Here is a 17,339-nt window from a genome sequence, read left to right on the forward strand (position 1 = left end):
AGCGGAGTGAGACGTTGGCGTTCCCTGGAACACCCCTCATCCGTTCGCCTTCGGCGACACCTTCTCCCACAAGGGGAGAAGGAAAGAAACACAGCTCATGCCGCCTTGTCGCGGACCTGGTAGTCCTTGATGGTGGCGAAGCGGATCGCTTTCCAGCGCTCGGCTTCGTAGTTCAGCGAGAAAGCGTGCTGGGCCAGGAACACCGGGTCGTTATCGAGGTCCCTGGCGATGTCGCCGCGATGCGCCTCGATAAAGCGAAGCGTCTCGGCCTTGTCGTCGGCCGAGATCCAGCGGCAGACGGAAAAGCGCGACATTTCGAACTCGACCGGCAGCGTGTATTCGAAGTTCAGCCGCTCCTTCAACACGTCGAGCTGCAGGGCGCCGACGACGCCGACGATGGCCGGTGAGCCGTCCTCGGGCGAGAACAACTGCACGACGCCTTCCTCGGCCATCTGGTGCAGCGCTTCCTTGAGTTTCTTCGCCTTCATGGCGTCGCCGAGGCGCACGCGGCGCAGGATTTCCGGGGCGAAGTTCGGCACGCCCCTGAAAAGAATTTCCTCGCCCTCGGTCAGCGTGTCGCCGATGCGCAGCGTGCCGTGGTTGGGAATGCCGACGACGTCGCCGGCAAAGGCTTCATCCGCCGTGACGCGGGTGCGGGCGAAGAAGAATTGCGGCGCCGACAGGCTCATCGGCTTGCCGGTGCGCACCAGCTTGGCCTTCATGCCGCGCTCGAGCTTGCCCGAGCAGACGCGCACGAAAGCGATACGGTCGCGGTGGTTGGGGTCCATGTTGGCCTGGATCTTGAAGACGAAGGAGGTCATCTTGTCCTCGGTGGCCTCGACCTTGCGGGTGTCGGCCTCCTGCGCGCGCGGCGGCGGGCCGAAGGCGCCGAGCGCCTCGATCAGGTCGCGCACGCCGTAATTGCGCAGCGCCGAGCCAAAATAGACCGGCGTCAGATGGCCCTCGCGGAAGGCATCGATGTCGAGGGGGCGGCACGCTTCCCGCGCGAGTTCCAGTTCCTCGATGAAGGCCTCGCGCTCGTTTTCCGGCAGCAGCCCGGCGACGCGGTTGGAATCGGGGCCGTTGACCGGCGTACGTTCCTTCTCGTCGTCGCCCTTGCGCACTGCGTTCAACGCCAGGTGATAGGTTCCGGAAAACGTCCTGCCGCGGCCGATCGGCCAGGTGATGGGTGCGGTGTCCAGCGCCAGCTTCTGCTCGATCTCGTCCAGAATCTCGAACGGGTCGCGGCTTTCGCGGTCCATCTTGTTGACGAAGGTGATGATCGGAATATCGCGCAGCCGGCAGACTTCGAACAGTTTCAGCGTGCGCGGCTCGATGCCCTTGGCGGCGTCGATGACCATGACGGCCGAGTCGACCGCCGACAGCGTGCGGTAGGTGTCGTCGGCGAAATCCTCGTGGCCGGGCGTGTCGAGCAGGTTGAAGACATTGTCCTCATACTCGAAGGTCATCACCGAGGTGACGACCGAAATGCCGCGCTCGCGCTCGATCTTCATCCAGTCGGACCGGGTCTGGATCTTGTCCTTCTTGGCCTTGACCTCGCCGGCAAGCTGAATGGCACCGCCGAACAGCAGCAGCTTTTCGGTGAGCGTCGTCTTGCCGGCGTCGGGGTGCGCGATGATCGCGAAGGTGCGGCGGCGCGCCACTTCCTCTGGTATTGTTTCGGGCATTCTCTGGGATTTCCGTGTGACAGGCCGGGCTTCTAGCAGCGTAGTGCCGGGCTGTCGACCGGTCCGGCGGCGCGGACGCCCCCGGATGCCATGGCTTGCCTCAGGCCAGCTCGCCCATCCGGTTCGCCAAAACGACCTCCGGAAGCCAGCTGGCGATGGCGCCGCCTATCGCGTCGGCATGATCCTCCTGCAGATAGTGCGCACCAGGCCCGAGATTGATGAAACCGCAGTTCTTCAAACCGGCCGCGAATTCGCGCGCGGCCTGCGGCCCGATCAGCGCGCCCGGATCGCCCGCGAACAGCAGTTTCGGATAGGTGGACAGCCGCAGCGCGCGATGGTCGTGCTGGCTGATGGCGGCAACGTCGGCGGGCCGGCCTTCGATGGGCATTTCCCGGGGCAGGCGCAGCACCGGCTTGCGCGATTGCAGCGTCGGGAACGGTGCCCGGTAAGCGTCCATCTCGTCGTCACTCATCGTGCGCAGCACCGAGGCCGGCAGCACTTTCTCGACGAAGACATTGTCTTCCAGGACCAGCTTTTCGCCGACGCCGGGCGTGCGGAGCGCCTTGAACATTTCGCGGGCTTGCGGGCGCTGGTGAAAATCCTCCCAGCGCTCGAAGGGCCGGATGAATTCCATGAAGGCGAGGCCGAGGATGCGCTGCGGCCGCCTTGCCGCGAGATGGAAGGCAAGGGCCGTGCCCCAATCCTGCGCGACCAGCACAACATCCCTGATGTCGAGCGCGTCGAGGAAAGCATCGAGATAGCGGACATGGTCGAAGAAGCGATAGTCGATATCGGGCTTGCCGGACTGGCCATAGCCGATCAGGTCAGGCGCGATGCAGCGGCCGAACGGGGCGACATGCGGGATGATGTTGCGCCAGATATGGGACGAGGTCGGGTTGCCGTGCAGGAACAGCACGGTCGGGCCGGACGCTCCCGCCTCGACATAGGACATGGTCGAATCGAGTGCGGGAATCTGCAAGCGTCTCGGCGCGGTGGCGACCGGCTGAGGCGGGTTGGCTTTCGAACTCATGGGGTCGGCTCCTTTGCAAACACCGTGCTGAAGATGACTTTCTTGAACCGCTCGAGCGGTTCGGGGCTGCGCTCAACCTTCATGCGCAGCATGGCGCCCTGCCAGGACGACAGCAGGAAGTCGGCGAGGTCCTCGGCCTCGAAGGTCTTGGCGATGTCGCCGGCCGCCTGGCCTTCGGCGATGCAGACGGCGAATGGCTGGCGCCAGCGCTCGAAGATGGCGACGAGCTGCAAACGCAACGGCTCGCTGTGCACGGCTGTCTCAAGGCTGAGATTGCCGATCATGCAGCCGCGCGCCCAGTCATGCGCCTCGAGCTTCGAGGTGATGACGTCGAGGTAGCGGCGCAGCCTGCCTATGGGCGGCGTGCCGTCCTGCGCCAGCGCAGCCTCGACCAGCCCGCTGACATAGGTGAAGTAGCGGTCCAGCACTTCGCCGACGAACGCCTCCTTGGAGGCGAAATGGTTGGTGAAGGATCCCGGCCGGGCGTCGGCGGCGGCAACGATGTCGCGCACGCCAGCGGCGGCATAACCTGAATTCCAGATGGTCCGGAAACCGGCGTCGAGAAGTTTTTCGCGGAGTGATTGTCTAGCCATGTTCAAACAATACGTACGTACGTATTGATGTCAAGCGCATATTTTTACCGTGTCCGATGTTGGCAAGCGACGAATGGGGTGGCACTGCAAGAGCGTCCTCGGCGGACAACAGGTAAAGGAGTGAACATGGCTGCGGTGAAACAAGTGATCGTCATAGGCGCCGGCATTATCGGCGCCTCGATCGCCTGGCATCTGACCAGGGCAGGAGCGCAGGTCACGGTCATTTCCGAAAGCGGCGCGGGTGGTGTCGCGACGCCCAATTCGTTTGCCTGGATCAACGCCAGCTGGGGTAACCCCGAAATCTATTTCCGGCTGCGCACCCGCGCCATGGCCGAGTGGAGGCGACTGGCGAACGAGTTGCCTGGGCTGCCGCTCGCCTGGTGCGGCGGGCTATGCTGGGACCTGCCGGCCGACCGGCTCGAAGCCTACGCGGCCGAACATTCTTCATGGGGCTACGGCATCGAACGCGTTGGCCGCGAGCGGGCGGCGCAAATCGAACCCAACCTCGTCGAGCCTCCTGAATTCGCTGTTTATGTCGCGGAGGAAGGCGTGGCCGAGCCGGTTGCGACGGCCAGGGCCTTGCTGGCGGATGCCGAACGGCATGGCGCGGGGGTCATTGCCAGCACGGTCTCGGCGCTGGCCCAGGCCAACGGCAGGACGACCGGCGTGGACACATCTCACGGGCTGATTGCCGCCGACGAGGTGGTGATCGCCGCTGGCGTCGGCTCTCCGGACATCGCCGCGACGGCCGGCATCAAGCTGCCGATCGAAACGCCGCCCGGCCTGATCGTCCATTCGCGACCCCACAAGAAGCTGCTCAACGGCCTGGTGCACGCCGAGAGGCTGCATGTGCGCCAGACGGCCGAGGGCCGCATCATCGCCGGCTCGGATTTCGCCGGCGGCGATCCCGGCCAGAACCCCGAAGCGACGGCGCGCGACCTGTTCGCGGTGACGAAGGCGGCGTTGCGCGGCGCCGAGGGGCTGGAACTCGATTTCCACACCATCGGCTACCGCCCCCATCCGATCGACGGCTTTCCGATCATCGGCCGCGCCGAGGGCATGGACGGGCTCTATGTCGCGGTGATGCATTCGGGCATCACGCTGGCGCCGGCCGTCGGCCTGTTTGCGGCCCGGGAAATCCTCGACGGCGAGCGCGACCCGCTGCTGGCGCCCTATGGGCTGTCGCGCTTTGCTCAATAGGCCGGCGGGCGGCGCAAGCCCCCGGTAAGCGGCTCAATGGCCGCCGCGACACCAAGAAGCCGCGCCTCCGACCAGCGTTTGCCGACCAGTTGCAGGCCGATCGGCAGGCCGTCGCGGTCTTCTCCGCATGGCATCGAAAGTGCCGGATGGCCGCCGTAGTTGAAGACGGCGCCATAGGCCGGCAGCATCCAGTAGTCCTGATCCTCGCCGTCGACCTTGAGCGGCGTGCCCGGCTCGCAATGTGGAAAGGCCGTGGTCATCGCCACCGGGCAGAGCAGCGCGTCCCAGTCGTCGAAAAACCGATCCCAGGCGAGAATGGATGTGTCGCGGCGGGCGAGCGCTTTGAACCAGCGCGAGATCGGTGTCGGGCGCTCCGGCGGCTCCGGCTGTGCGGCCTCCATCATCATGCCGATCAGCGCGCCGCCCTGTGCGAGATCGTCGTGCAGGTCGAGCCTGGGCAGTTTCGCTTCCGCGACGAGGGCGCCGGCCGATTGCAACTGACTTGCGAGTTTTTCGACCGCGACGCCGATAGCGCCGGCCACCGGCAAGCCGGGGAAGGACGGCGCGAAGGCAATGCGCAATGTCTTCAGGTCGAGCTTCGGCGTGGTCTCGACCGGCACCGGCGCCAGATCGGCGTCACGCCCATCCGGCCCGGCGATGATTTGATAGATCAGCGACAGGTCATCCACGCCGCGCGCCAGCGGGCCGATGCAGGACATCAGCCGCACGCTGCGCGCGGCATTGCCAGGATTTGGGAAGGCGCCGGCCAGCGAGACGCGGTGTTCGGTCGGCTTCAGGCCGTAGACGCCGCAGAAGGCGGCCGGCAGCCGGATTGAATCCTGCATGTCGGTGCCGACATCGAACGGCGTCATGCCGGCCGCCACCGCCGCCGCGGCGCCGCCGCTGGAGCCGCCCGCCGTACGCTCAAGGTTCCATGGATTGCTGGTGCGCCCGAACAGCGGATTGTCCGACTGCCAGTCCGACAGCATGGTGGCGACATTGGTCTTGGCCATCAGCACACCGCCGGCCGCCTTCAGTCTCGCAACGACCGGGCTGTCGTGGCTCGCGACATAGTCGGCGAAGGGCGGGAAGCCGACCGTGGTTTTCATGCCGACGGTTTCGTGCATGTCCTTCAGCGTGAAGGGAACGCCATGCAGCGGCCCGGGCGTGGCGCCGCGCGCGAGTGCCGCGTCGGCCTTCTTTGCGCGTTCGCACGCGCCCTCCCTGTCGAGCGAGATGACTGCGTTGACGCCTTCATTGTGCCGGTCGATCTGCGCCAGATGGGCATCGAGTGCTTCGACGGCGGAGATTTTGCGCCGAGCGATGGCGGCGGCGAGTTCGACGGTTGAGGAGAAGACGGGATTCATGATCAAGGCTCCGGCTTGGCCGCTTGGTTGGAAAATGGCGGACAGCGGCACGACTTCAAGCGGAGTTGAGCATTCGGAGCTTGGCTGCGTTTGATCGGAATTGCGCCGGCCGTCTGTTGAGGTCGGTACTCTACGGCGCCCCCCTCTGTCCTGCCGGACATCTACCCCACAAGTGGGAGATTAGCAGCTTCGGCGCTTCGCTCAGTCTTGCAACGTTGGAGATTGGCGAAAGCCGTCGCGACATCCGATCTCCCCCCGTGGGGAAGATGTCCGGGAGGACAGAGGGGGGCGCTGGCCCCCGGCGTAGCTGCAAGTGCGACTAGACGGCCACGGCCAGCCTGGCCGATGCGGGCGCGAAAGGACGGATGGCCATGCCATCCCCAGTCATGGTGACGAAGCTCGACGGCGGGATCGCCTGCCAGTCTCCACCCTCGCGATCGAAAGGTTCGGAGACGATGCAGCGGCCGCCGCCTTTGCGCAAGGAGGAGGTGTAGAGCGTCGGTGCATGGGCGTCGGTGGCATAGCGCACCGCGTGCAGCGCCTGCCCGTCCGAGAAGGCGGCGGTGAGTTTCAGTGCCGGTTCGAGGCCGGCGCGGCGCGAGGCGTCGAGCACACGGGCAGTGGCGCGCGAGACCGCGCCTTGCGGGTCGCCAGCCAATCCCTCGTCGATCATCAGCAGGAAGAACAGTTCGGAATCGGTGGTGCCTTCGCGCTGGTCGAAGACGGCGTCGGACAGCGAATTCTCCAGCGCGCGGCGGATCTTTTCAAAGCCGCCGATCTGGCCGTTGTGCATGAACGACCAGGGACCGGAGATGAAGGGATGGCAGTTCATGCGGCTGGTGGCGCCGCCGGTCGAGGCCCGCACATGGGCGAGGAACAGGCCGGATTTGATCTGCCGGCACAGGCTCTTCAGATTGGGATCGGACCAGGCCGGCAGGATGTCGCGGTAGAGGCCGGGCTGCGGCCGGTCGCCATACCAGGCGAGGCCGAAACCGTCGCCATTGGTCGGCGACTTGGCTTCCTGGGCGCAATGGCTCTGGGCGATCAGCGAGTGGCAGGGCGCCGTGAGAATGTCTTCAAGAAAGACCGCTTCACCGAGATAGGCCGCCCACCGGCACATCGCTTCTGTCGTCCTCTAGGCGCGATCCATGAGAGCCGCCGGCTCCTTGGTCGCGTGTGTGCCTCTGTTGTGCGTCCGTTCGTAGAGCTCGCGGACGATTCGGCTGGCGGTAGTCTCGAAGAGAAATGGCAAGAAAGCGTGAACGAGCGCGGCGCCCGCCGCCAGCAGCAGGCGCGAGGAGAACCAGGCGGCAAAGGCCATATGGCCGAAATAGGTTTCGCCGACCTTGGCCGGATGGGAAGTGAAGATGCTTGCGACCGACATTTAGATCCCCTTCAGCGCTTGCGTTCCGATATGAGTATCCTGACACGCTTCGTCGGTTCATCGGTCCCAAAATGTCCTTGTGTTTTGTCATTCCGCAGGACAAACATCCCAATATGGCGCTGGATATCGATGAAATAGATCGAAAACTGCTCGCCGAATTGCAACGCGACGGCACGTTGTCGGTCGACCAGCTGTCGGAACGGGTGGCGTTGTCGCGCAATGCCTGTTGGCGGCGCGTCAAGCGGCTGGAGGAGGATGGCGTCATCACCGGCCGCGTGGCGCTGGTCGATGCCGACAAGCTCGGGCTTGGCCTTTCGGTGTTCATTCTGGTCCGTACGTCCAACCATGATCCCGACTGGTTGCAGAAGTTTCGGGCGGCGGTGACCGGCCTTCCCGAGATCACCGGCGTCTACCGTATGTCCGGCGACCTCGACTATGTCCTGCGTGCCCGTGTTGCCGACGTGAAAGCCTATGACCGGCTCTACCAGCGGCTGATCGCCAAGGTGGCGCTGTCCGATGTGTCCGCCTCCTTCGTCATGGAGGAGATCAAAGAGACGACAATTGTTCCAATGGAAGTGCGCTAAAGCGTGCTCAGGTCATAGTGATGCCTGAAAGAAAGCCGTTGATAGCGGCGCGGGCGAATTGACCGAATCGGCAATCGCGCCGATAGGATCGATTTTATGCGCGCAGCCCTCCAAAACTCCTCCGTCATCGGTCCGACCGTCGGCTTCGTCAGATTGCCGCATGCTGAAGGACTTCCCCTCCCCGCCTACGAAAGCACCGGCGCCGCCGGCATGGATCTTCGCGCGGCGGTACCCGACGACCGGCCGCTGCTGATCCTGCCGGGAAAACGGGCTTTGGTGCCGACCGGGCTGATCCTAGAGATTCCCGAAGGCATGGAAGGCCAGGTGCGGCCGCGCTCCGGCCTTGCCTTCAAGCATGGCCTCACCGTGCTCAACTCCCCCGGCACGGTCGACAGCGACTATCGCGGCGAGGTGAAGGTGCTTTTGATCAATCTCGGCGACGAGGATTTCGCGGTGACGCGCGGTATGCGCATCGCCCAGATCGTTTTCGCTGTTGTGACGCAGGCGGCCGTCGAGGAGCGTTCGCTGGCCGGCGGCACGGCACGCGGTTCGGGCGGGTTCGGATCGACCGGCACCGCCTGATGCAAATACCCAAGCTTGTGATCTTCGACTGCGACGGGATTCTCGTCGACACGGAGAATCTCGCCAATCGACGCCTCGCTGAATGGTTGACGGCTGCCGGCTATCCGACAAGCTTCGAATATTGCCGCAAGAATTTCTCCGGCCGCAGCATGGCCTCGGTCCAGAAAGAGATCGAGGAGACGACCGAAGTCCGGCTCGGCGCCGATTTCGTCGAGCGTTGGAATGCCGGCCTGCCGGACCTGTTTTCCCATGGCGTCGAGGCAATCCCTTACGTCCGCGAGTTCGTCGAGGCGGTGCGCGCGGCCGGCATTGCCTATTGCGTCGCCACATCGGCCAGGATTTCGAAGATGCACATCACGCTTGGCCAGACCGGACTGTTGCCGCTGTTCGAACATGCGATGTTTTCGTCGACCATGGTCGGGCGCGGCAAGCCGTTCCCTGACCTGTTCCTGCATGCGGCCAAGACCATGGGCTTCGCGCCGGCCGATTGCATCGTCATCGAGGACAGCGTCGCTGGCACGCAGGCCGGGATCACCGCCGGCATGCGGGTGTTCTCCTATCATGGCGATCCCCATTCCGACCGCGATGGCCTGATCGAGGCCGGCGGCATCCTGTTCGACGACATGCGCGAACTGGCCGGACTGGTGCCGATCCACTGATCCGGTTCCAGCACGGCTGCGCGATGCTGGAACCCGTGTTAGCGTGAGTGGCCTGATCTTGGGGGGCGTCCATGCCAACGAACCTTTTCCGCTTCATCCTCGCCGTGATGTTGCTGCCGTTCTTGTGGACCGCCGCTGGCGCGCAAGCCGTCAGCTTTCCGGACCTGGGCAGCCCGCTGCCCGGCCGCAACGATGTCACCTATCTCGACCTGGCCAAATTGGTCATCCCGAGCCTCGCCGCGAACGGGGACGGTTTCTACAAGGGCGGATTGCCGATCGAGATGCGCCACATCGAGGGACCGGATGGCGGCGGTTCGCCGCCGGAGACATCCAGCTTCCCCAATGCGGCCATGCTTCCTATCAAGGCCGGCGGCAAGGACCGGCTGGCGATGCTGTTCGACCTCGGCGATTCTCCCGACAGCGCCGAGGGTTATGCGGTGCTGGCGCTCTACGACGTCACGGCCAAGCCGAAACTGCTCGATGCGGTCAATGTCGCGTTCGACCGCAGCACCTATTTCCGCGAACCGAACAAGCTTTCGATCGACGCCGGCGACGACATGCTCATCACCATGAGCACGCATTTCAATTCGAGCCAGGGCTATGTGATCACGCCGCTGATCATGGTCCGCGACGACAAATTCGAGATGATCGACATGATCTACACGTTCGACGAAAGGCTCTGCGCCTATAGCCGCAAGCAGGATATGGCTTTCCAGACCATCGCCGACGGCCAGCCCTTTGCCGCCGTCAAGGTGACGGTGACCGACAGCACCGTGCCAAGCGATGAAAGCTGCGACGACGCGCCGCCCGAAGCGTCGTCGCACGATATTTCCGTCACCTATCATTGGGACAAGAAGACATCGCGCTACGTCAAGGATTCCGACGCATTCGAGAAATTGGCAGCAGAGAACGAGAAACGCTTCTGAACCAAGCGCATTCATTTGCCCGGCCGAAGGCGGCGCGATAGCATCCACACGACACTCGTGATGGGGAGCATTCATGGACAAGGGCAAGATCTTTCGCGACCTGCATGCCTCGACTTTCGTCATGCCCAATCCCTGGGATCCGGGCACGACCAAGCTGCTCGGATCCTTCGGCTTCAAGGCGCTGGCGACGACCAGCGCCGGCTTTGCCTTTTCGCGCGGCCTGCCGGACGGCGCGGTGACCTTCGAGCAGATGATCCATCACTGCCGCGAGGTGACGGCGGCGACCGACTTGCCGGTCTCGGCCGACTTAGAGAAGGGCAAGGGCGACAGCGCCGAGCGGGCCGCCGAAACCATCTTCGCGGCAGAAGCCGCCGGCCTTGCCGGCTGCTCGATCGAGGACCACACCGGCGATCCCGACAGGCCGATCTATGATTTCTCACACGCGGTCGAGCGCGTGGCGGCGGCGGTGGAGGCGGCGCAGGCCCTGAGACGCGATTTCGTCTTCACGGCGCGGGCCGAGAATTTCCTATGGGGCAAGTCCGATCTCGACGACACCATCAAGCGGCTGCAGGCCTTCGAGAAGGCCGGCGCCGACGTGCTCTATGCGCCTGGGATCGGCGACGTCGAGATGGTGCGCACGCTGTGTTCGGCGGTCAGCAAGCCGGTCAACGTCATGGCGAAACCGGGCTTCACCATCGCCGATCTCGCAAAGGCCGGAGTGAAGCGCATTTCGCTCGGACCGTGGCTGACCAATTTCGCCTATGGCATGCTGGAGACGGCGACGCGCGAAATCCAGCAGGACGGCACGTTCGGCTTCACCCGGGCCGCCATGCCATTCGGCAAATTGCAGGCGCTGTTCGGCAAGTCCCAGGATTAAACGGGGGCCGTCGCATGACGACTGCGGTCACCGGCTACTTTCGCGGGCCGAAATGGCCTTGTGCAGATGCACCATCATGGCGGCGGCGAAGAGCGGCGTCAGCAGATTAAGCAGCGGCACGGCAAGGAAGGCCGCGATGACCAGGCCGGCGAGTAACACTGTGCCGGCATACTGCCGACGCAGAGCCCTGGCTTGGTCCTCGGGGCGAAAGCGCATGGCGGCGAATTCGAAGAATTCGCGGCCGAGCAGATAGCCGTTGACGATGAAGAAGGCGGCGATGTTGATGCCCGGCACCAGCAGGAGCATGAGCGCCAGGATGTTGCCGAGGATGACGACGCCGAGGAATTTTATCGCCAGCAGCAGCGAGCGCAGCGCCGGCATGGCGCGCCCGACCGGGTCGCGGGGATAGTCGGTGCGCTCGACCACTTCGGCGACATCGTCGAGGAACAGGCCGGCGATCACTGCCGTCACCGGCGCGACGAGCAGCGCCATACCGAAGGCAAGCGCTATCGCCGCTATGATGCCGCCCAGCCAGCCGGCCCAGGACGGTATGCCCGGCAGCAAGGTCTGGAGCCATGGCAAAGCCAGCCACTCGACAAGGCTGGTCAGGCCGAACCACAAGGCGACCAGCGCCAGCACGGTCAGGCCCAGCGTCTTGATGAACACGGCGCGAAACGGCGGCGAGAGCAGCTCGAGGGCCGCAATGCGGGCAGCGTCGAAAATCACCGTGCTTCAACCCCAGGTCAGCGAACACCGCCGACAGGCGGGACGCTCCCCGAGATAGGCAGCGCGAGGCTAGAGCACAAGTAAATCGGGGCGCCTAACGGGCGAAGGCCGGCTTACGGACCGGAATGGTCATGGCCGCGACGCCGGCCACGACGAAGGCCATGCCCAGCCATGCCGTCGGCCCCAGGCTTTCGCCGAGGAAGATGGCGCCGATGCCGACGCCGATCGGCACGCGCAGATAGGCCTGCGACGTGGTGCCGACGGAACCCAGCGTGTGGATGAGGCGGAAATAGATGACGAAGGCAAGTGCGGTCGAAAACACCGACAGGCCGAGCAAGGCCAGGATCGACGCCGTCGATGGCGCGAGCGCCCAGGGCTGGTCGACCACCAGGCTGAGCGGCACCAGCATGACCGCGCCGCACAGCATCGAGCCTGCCGCCGGCAGCATCGGATCGAGACCCTTGAAGCTGCGGCCGAAAATGGCGGCCCCGGCATAGCAGATCGTCGCCACGACGATGGCGACCTGCGCCCACAGCTCGTGGCCGAGACCACCCAGCGCCTCGGTGCCGACAATAAGGCAGATGCCGGCTATGCCGGCACCGACACCGATCAGCTTGCGCACCGTGACCGGCTCGTGGCGGGTGATGAGCGCCGTCAGCAGGAAGGTGAAGATCGGCGAGGTCGCGTTGAGGATGGTGGCGAGGCCCGCATCGACCGAGCGCTCGGCCGCGGCGATCAGCGTGAACGGTATGACGCTGTTGAGGCAGGCCTGGAAGGCGAAGCGGCGCCAGATGGCCAGGTCGTGCGGCATCGCAAGTCCGCGCCAACGGATGACGGCGAACAGGATGCCGCCGGCGATCAAGGTGCGGGCGGCGATGAAAGTCACCGGAGGGATGGTTTCGACGCCGATCTTGATGAAAGTGTAGGAAGCACCCCACAGCACAGCCAGCACACCGAGCAATGCCAGGTCGGTTGTCGTGTCGTTCTTTGCGGACATGTGCCTGCCGTCTTCCGATGTGATCGATCGGGCTGACTTGTAGGCAACGCCGCGAAGAAATGCTTCGTCCACGGTCGAATTGTCGTAGCGCCTGGCGTGTCGCGCTCCAGGGTTCGTTGCAATTCAGGTCAGGCCGGCATCACCTGAATAGCAACATGCCCTAGGCAAAGCCGCCGCGAATCGCTAAACCCGCGCCCGGCCAGCGTGGCAAGAAGCCGGCTCGGGTTTTTGGCGGAGACATTGATGCCGGATTATGACGTGCTTTGCATCGGCAATGCCATTGTCGACATCATCGCCCAGTGCGAGGAGGCATTCCTCGAAACCAACGGCATCATCAAGGGCGCGATGAACCTCATCGACACCCACCGCGCCGAACTGCTCTACAGCCGCATGGGTCCGGCGATCGAAGCCTCGGGCGGCAGCGCCGGCAACACGGCGGCCGGCGTTGCCTCTTTCGGCGGCCGCGCCGCCTTCTTCGGCAAGGTCTCCAACGATGGGCTGGGCGAAATCTACGCCCACGACATCCGCGCGCAGGGCGTCGCCTTCGACACCAAGCCGCTCACGGGCGAGCCGCCGACGGCGCGCTCGATGATCTTCGTCACACCCGACGGCGAACGCTCGATGAACACCTATCTCGGCGCCTGCGTCGAGCTTGGGCCGGAGGATGTCGAGGCCGACAAGGCATCGGGCGCCAAGGTCACCTATTTCGAAGGCTATCTGTGGGACCCGCCGCGCGCCAAGGAGGCGATCCGGCAGACGGCCAGGCTGGCGCATGCGGCAGGCCGCGAAGTCTCCATGACGCTGTCGGATTCGTTCTGCGTCGACCGCTACCGCGACGAATTCCTCGAGCTGATGCGCTCGGGCACGGTCGACATCGTCTTTGCCAACAGCCACGAGATCAAGTCGCTCTACCAGACATCGTCCTTCGACGAGGCGCTGGCCAAGATCCGCAAGGACTGCAGAATAGCCGCCGTCACCCGCTCGGAAAAAGGCTCGGTCATCGTGCGCGGCGACGAGACCGTGGTGATCCAGGCGACGGCGATCCGGGAACTGGTCGACACGACGGGCGCCGGCGATCTCTACGCCGCCGGTTTCCTGCATGGCTATACGCAAGGCCGCGACCTCAAGACCTGCGGCGACCTTGGCTCACTGGCCGCCGGCCTGGTGATCCAGCAGATCGGCCCAAGGCCAAGGCAGAACCTGCGCCGCGAGGCGGAACAGGCTGGGTTGCTGTAGAGCTCCTTTCCCTTCTCCCCCTGTGGGAGAAGGTGTCGCCGCAGGCGACGGATGAGCGACTATCTGAGGTGTCAAGTTGCATTTGCGAATTCGTTACGCGCGTCGCGTGCTTTTGCATTGAGAATGACGAGCAGCTTGCGGGCGAGCGCAATGCGGATGACCATTTTCTCCTTTCCGGCAGTCTGCAACCGTTGCTTGAAAGCTGCCAGATGCGGATCATATTTGGCAACGATGCTGGCAACGAGAAAGAGGACGCCGCGCGGCCCTGCCCGACCGCCGCGCACTGGTCTTCGACCGCTGCGCTTGCCACTGTCATTGGCGATCGGCGCCAGGCCGGCCAACTTGGCGATGGCCTTGTTGGAGAGGATGCCGATCTCCGGCAACTGCGCCATCAGCCGCGCCACGGTGCGAGAGGCAACACCCTTGAGCGAGCGGAAGGCTCGGTCGAGGCATGCCCACAGCGGATCGTCATCGATGAGCGTGGCGATCTCACCTTCGAGCCTGCGGCTCTGGCGCGCAAGCAGCGCGATCACTTCATCGAGGCTGGCGATAGTTTCGGCGTCGGCGGTGCTCTTGCGCTGCTTTTGAATGGTGAGATCTCCTCCCACCTGGGAAAGCCGCGCAACCAGCGCCTTGAGCCGCTGCTGGGCCGCGCTCGGCGGCGGCGTCGGCTTGAGCCGCTTGACGGCACCATAACGGGCAATCACGGCGGCATCGATTCTGTCGGTCTTCTCCAGGAAACCCATTGCCTCGGCGAAGTAGCGAACGCTCCTCGCGTTGGCCATGCCGCAGGGTTGGCCCATCTCCCACAAGAGCAGGAAGGCCAGCCGTTCGTAGCCGCCACTGGCCTCCATGATGACGAGTTCGACATCATGGTTCTGACACCAGGCGGCCAGATCGGCGATGCCTGCCGCATCGTTGGCGAAGCGGTTTGCCGCTCCCATCGGCTCGATATGAGCGTCGAGCCAGTCTTTCGAAATATCTATTCCACAGAGGGTCGTGTTCACGGTAACCTGCCTTGTGCGTGCGATTGGAGCCAAGCGACTATTCGGTCGTGCGTGACGAAGACGAAGATCCCAGGCTCATCCACGGTTGTAGCCGCAGGGGTGTCGGGCGACTTCGCCAAGCCTCGAATCGGATGGCCGTCCGGTTCGAGGCTCAGTCGCTTCCATCGCACAAAGTCTCCTCCGTGCAGATACAAGGGGTGGGTGACGGAGCGCGGCGGCGCCAAGCTGGAACACCCCTCATCCGTCTTGGCGCTACGCGCCAATCCACCTTCTCCCACAAGGGGAGAAGGAAAAGCGGACCGCTTCTCACCGTCGCGCAGTTGTCACATATCGCTCCTACACGAAATCGAGAGCGTCCCGTGACTGACATTTCGGGGCGCCCGCAGTCAGATGGGATGTTGAAAAGATGCAAGACAGCAAGCTGTCGGGCGGCGCGATCCGTTGCCGCCATGATTTCCGTTTTCCGCAGTAGATATTCAGCAGTCGGCCGCGGCTGAGGGAGGAGCGCACGCGGCCGGAAGACATGTGCATGAGCAGATTTCAGACAACCGGTCTTGGACAGGACGACTTCGCGGAGATGGTCGCGGAGGACGTCGAACGTGCGCTTGCCCATTATGACGAAGCGATAAACCAGTCCACCGTGGTCTCGGTCGGCAAGATCGCCGGCAGCATAGCATCCGCCGTCACCTTGCTGTCGCCAAAGCACCAGCGCGCCATCGACGCCATCCATGCCGACCTTCCCGGCCTTGCCTCGAAATTCGTGCGCGCGCTGGCGGCCGAAGCCGCGCGCCGCAGCGAAGCCGGCGTCACCGATATGCTGAGGGCGTTGCCGGCCGATGAAACGCTCGCCCCGCCGCCACGGTCCGACGACCTCGAATCGATGCTGATCGAGGACTGGGCCGGCCGCGTCGCCGGCTCGACCTATCTGGAGGAAAACCTGCGCATCGCCCGCTCGACCCTGCACCGCTGGCAGAGGCGCGGCGACGTCATCGCCTTGCGCAAGGGCGGCCGCAAGCACGTTTTCCCGCTGGCGCAGTTCGTCGACGGCAGGCCGGTCGCCGGCATAAGCAACGTGCAGTCGCTGATAGGCAATCCGAGACTTGCCTGGCTGTGGCTGACGCGCCCAGCGGCACAGCTCGACGGCCGCGTTCCGATCGACCTGCTGCGGCAGGACCAGATCGAGGAGGTCGTCGAAGCGGCACGGGCGTTCGCGCCGGGCTGAAGCCGGCGATAGCTACGCCGTCTTGCGAAGACGAGGCCTGGGCGATGGCTGTTGTGGCGCCATTTCGCTCGCGGTGACGAGCCGGTTTCGGCCGCTCTTTTTGCCGATGTACATCAGCCGGTCGGCGAGCGCGATCAGCGCTTCGGAGTCGCCGGCTTCCGCCGGATACATCGCCACGCCAACGGTGCAACCGACCTGGATGGCGCCATTGGGCGCGGGGACCTTGATTCGCAACCTTTCCAGGATGCGTTCGGCGACGCGCACGGCCTTCTGCCGTGCCAGCTCGGTGTCGGCCGAGAACAGGAAGGCGAACTCGTCGCCGCCGAGCCGGGCGACGAAATCTGCGCTGCGCAGGATCGAGCGAAGCTGGCTCGACACACGCTGCAGCAGCGCATCGCCGGCCTCGTGGCCGAGCGTGTCATTGACTTCCTTGAACCGGTCGAGGTCGATGAACAGCAGCCCGGCCGCCTCGCCGGTGGCGCCGCAGCGGGCGACCACCGATTTGAGCTCGTTGTGGAACGCACGCCGGTTGGGCAGGTCGGTCAAGGCATCGTGGTTGGCCGAATGGTCGCTCTGCTGCTTCGCCACCTCGATCTCGCGCTTTTGCGCGGAGAGTTCCTCGTTGGCGGTCTTCAGATCCAGGACCAGCTGGGCGTTGAGGTCCTCGACGACCTTGCGGTCGCTGATGTCGACGACGAAGCCCTCCAGGAATTCGAGTTCGCCGGCTTTGTCCCAGACACCGCCGCCGATCTCGCGGACCCAGAGCGGTTCGCCGGCCCTGGGCACGATACGGTAGTCGACGTTCCAGTTGCAGCGCGCCTCGAGCGCGGCGTCGACGGCGGCATAGACCGATGGCAGGTCATCCGGATGGATGGCCGAGACATAGTCGCGCACCGCATTGTGGATGAAATCGCTCGGCCGATAACCGCTGACGGTGAAGATGCCGTCGCTGATATAGAGCATTGTGTAGGACGCGTCGTTGCGGCAGCGGTAGAGATAACCGTCCATGCGGCCGGTAATGCTGAGCAAGGCGTCCAGCCGCTCGTCGTGGTAGACCCCCGGGCCGGCCGTGGGTACGGAAACTCCGTCATGCTTCATGGCCGCACCCCCATTTAGCGGTCTGAGCGCGCCGTGGATGCCGTTACGGCATGCGGCAAGAGTTTCCGTATATCAGGTGAATCTTATCAATCTGTTATGGGGAGCCGACGGCGTTTCGAGCGCCGCCGGGTTCGAAGAGCCGGATCGTTGGCTTCCGCCTTCG

18 protein-coding genes are annotated in these 17,339 nt (G+C 64.5%); 8 read left to right on the forward strand and 10 right to left on the reverse strand.

Translation table 11 applies throughout. From position 1 onward, the window contains the following. Nucleotides 1–95: 95 nt before the first annotated feature. The 3 genes from JG747_RS00855 to JG747_RS00865 all read right to left on the reverse strand — a co-directional run bounded on the left by JG747_RS00855 (nucleotide 96) and on the right by JG747_RS00865 (nucleotide 3,311). Entirely contained in the window at nucleotides 96–1,688 is a 1,593-nt protein-coding gene (locus tag JG747_RS00855; protein WP_019862922.1) for a peptide chain release factor 3, read from the reverse strand. A 100-nt stretch (nucleotides 1,689–1,788) separates the two neighbouring features. Next, nucleotides 1,789–2,718, reverse strand: a complete 930-nt coding sequence (locus tag JG747_RS00860; RefSeq protein ID WP_081296118.1) for a haloalkane dehalogenase — start codon at nucleotides 2,716–2,718, stop codon at nucleotides 1,789–1,791. Then, the gene (locus JG747_RS00865) at nucleotides 2,715–3,311 is read right to left on the reverse strand and encodes a TetR/AcrR family transcriptional regulator (RefSeq protein ID WP_019862920.1); all 597 of its coding nucleotides are present in this window, start codon (nucleotides 3,309–3,311) and stop codon (nucleotides 2,715–2,717) included. Before JG747_RS00865 ends, JG747_RS00860 begins: the two co-directional genes overlap by 4 nt. Nucleotides 3,312–3,437: 126 nt before the next feature. Here JG747_RS00865 and JG747_RS00870 point away from each other — a divergent pair, with 126 nt between their 5' ends. Continuing rightward, nucleotides 3,438–4,511: an NAD(P)/FAD-dependent oxidoreductase gene (locus JG747_RS00870; RefSeq protein WP_019862919.1), complete on the forward strand. Its 1,074-nt coding sequence runs from the start codon at nucleotides 3,438–3,440 to the stop codon at nucleotides 4,509–4,511. Here JG747_RS00870 and JG747_RS00875 read toward each other — a convergent pair. The 3 genes from JG747_RS00875 to JG747_RS00885 all read right to left on the reverse strand — a co-directional run bounded on the left by JG747_RS00875 (nucleotide 4,505) and on the right by JG747_RS00885 (nucleotide 7,262). Beyond that, nucleotides 4,505–5,878, reverse strand: a complete 1,374-nt coding sequence (locus JG747_RS00875) for an amidase (RefSeq protein ID WP_027047694.1) — start codon at nucleotides 5,876–5,878, stop codon at nucleotides 4,505–4,507. The two genes, JG747_RS00870 and JG747_RS00875, sit on opposite strands and share 7 nt — an antisense overlap. Before the next feature lie 319 nt (nucleotides 5,879–6,197). After that, nucleotides 6,198–6,998 (reverse strand): class II glutamine amidotransferase, encoded by an 801-nt coding sequence (locus tag JG747_RS00880; RefSeq protein ID WP_019862917.1) that lies wholly within the window; start codon nucleotides 6,996–6,998, stop codon nucleotides 6,198–6,200. A gap of 15 nt (nucleotides 6,999–7,013) precedes the next feature. Continuing rightward, the gene (locus JG747_RS00885) at nucleotides 7,014–7,262 is read right to left on the reverse strand and encodes a DUF6356 family protein (RefSeq protein WP_019862916.1); all 249 of its coding nucleotides are present in this window, start codon (nucleotides 7,260–7,262) and stop codon (nucleotides 7,014–7,016) included. 113 nt (nucleotides 7,263–7,375) lie between these two features. Between JG747_RS00885 and JG747_RS00890 the strand changes: the two genes are divergently transcribed. The 5 genes from JG747_RS00890 to JG747_RS00910 all read left to right on the forward strand — a co-directional run bounded on the left by JG747_RS00890 (nucleotide 7,376) and on the right by JG747_RS00910 (nucleotide 10,890). Next, on the forward strand, nucleotides 7,376–7,846 hold the full coding sequence (locus tag JG747_RS00890; protein WP_202360965.1) for an Lrp/AsnC family transcriptional regulator: 471 nt from the start codon (nucleotides 7,376–7,378) through the stop codon (nucleotides 7,844–7,846). A gap of 96 nt (nucleotides 7,847–7,942) precedes the next feature. Next, a complete protein-coding gene (gene dut / locus JG747_RS00895) occupies nucleotides 7,943–8,428 on the forward strand; it encodes a dUTP diphosphatase (protein WP_123168781.1) in 486 nt (161 codons plus the stop codon). Next, on the forward strand, nucleotides 8,428–9,087 hold the full coding sequence (locus tag JG747_RS00900) for an HAD family hydrolase (RefSeq protein ID WP_010913149.1): 660 nt from the start codon (nucleotides 8,428–8,430) through the stop codon (nucleotides 9,085–9,087). The genes dut and JG747_RS00900 overlap by 1 nt, the downstream gene beginning before the upstream one ends. Before the next feature lie 71 nt (nucleotides 9,088–9,158). After that, a complete protein-coding gene (locus JG747_RS00905; RefSeq protein WP_202360966.1) occupies nucleotides 9,159–10,013 on the forward strand; it encodes a hypothetical protein in 855 nt (284 codons plus the stop codon). A 73-nt stretch (nucleotides 10,014–10,086) separates the two neighbouring features. Continuing rightward, nucleotides 10,087–10,890, forward strand: a complete 804-nt coding sequence (locus JG747_RS00910) for an isocitrate lyase/PEP mutase family protein (RefSeq protein WP_202360967.1) — start codon at nucleotides 10,087–10,089, stop codon at nucleotides 10,888–10,890. A gap of 27 nt (nucleotides 10,891–10,917) precedes the next feature. Here JG747_RS00910 and JG747_RS00915 read toward each other — a convergent pair whose 3' ends face one another. Together JG747_RS00915 and JG747_RS00920 are read right to left on the reverse strand one after the other, a co-directional pair. After that, entirely contained in the window at nucleotides 10,918–11,616 is a 699-nt protein-coding gene (locus JG747_RS00915; protein ID WP_202360968.1) for a sulfate transporter family protein, read from the reverse strand. A gap of 94 nt (nucleotides 11,617–11,710) precedes the next feature. After that, nucleotides 11,711–12,613 (reverse strand): DMT family transporter, encoded by a 903-nt coding sequence (locus JG747_RS00920; RefSeq protein WP_202360969.1) that lies wholly within the window; start codon nucleotides 12,611–12,613, stop codon nucleotides 11,711–11,713. Between the two features lie 243 nt (nucleotides 12,614–12,856). Here JG747_RS00920 and JG747_RS00925 point away from each other — a divergent pair, with 243 nt between their 5' ends. Further along, nucleotides 12,857–13,849 (forward strand): adenosine kinase, encoded by a 993-nt coding sequence (locus JG747_RS00925; RefSeq protein WP_027047691.1) that lies wholly within the window; start codon nucleotides 12,857–12,859, stop codon nucleotides 13,847–13,849. 71 nt (nucleotides 13,850–13,920) lie between these two features. On the opposite strand, the gene JG747_RS00930 is transcribed toward JG747_RS00925, so the two are convergent. Continuing rightward, nucleotides 13,921–14,856: an IS110 family transposase gene (locus JG747_RS00930; protein ID WP_010910050.1), complete on the reverse strand. Its 936-nt coding sequence runs from the start codon at nucleotides 14,854–14,856 to the stop codon at nucleotides 13,921–13,923. A 529-nt stretch (nucleotides 14,857–15,385) separates the two neighbouring features. Between JG747_RS00930 and JG747_RS00935 the strand changes: the two genes are divergently transcribed. After that, complete coding sequence (locus JG747_RS00935; protein ID WP_202360970.1) at nucleotides 15,386–16,078, forward strand: antitoxin Xre/MbcA/ParS-like domain-containing protein; 693 nt, start codon at nucleotides 15,386–15,388, stop codon at nucleotides 16,076–16,078. 12 nt (nucleotides 16,079–16,090) lie between these two features. On the opposite strand, the gene JG747_RS00940 is transcribed toward JG747_RS00935, so the two are convergent. Then, nucleotides 16,091–17,176: a sensor domain-containing diguanylate cyclase gene (locus JG747_RS00940; protein WP_019862901.1), complete on the reverse strand. Its 1,086-nt coding sequence runs from the start codon at nucleotides 17,174–17,176 to the stop codon at nucleotides 16,091–16,093. Between the last annotated feature and the right edge of the window lie 163 nt (nucleotides 17,177–17,339).

Source organism: Mesorhizobium sp. 131-3-5 (genome assembly GCF_016756575.1).
Classification (GTDB): domain Bacteria; phylum Pseudomonadota; class Alphaproteobacteria; order Rhizobiales; family Rhizobiaceae; genus Mesorhizobium; species Mesorhizobium jarvisii.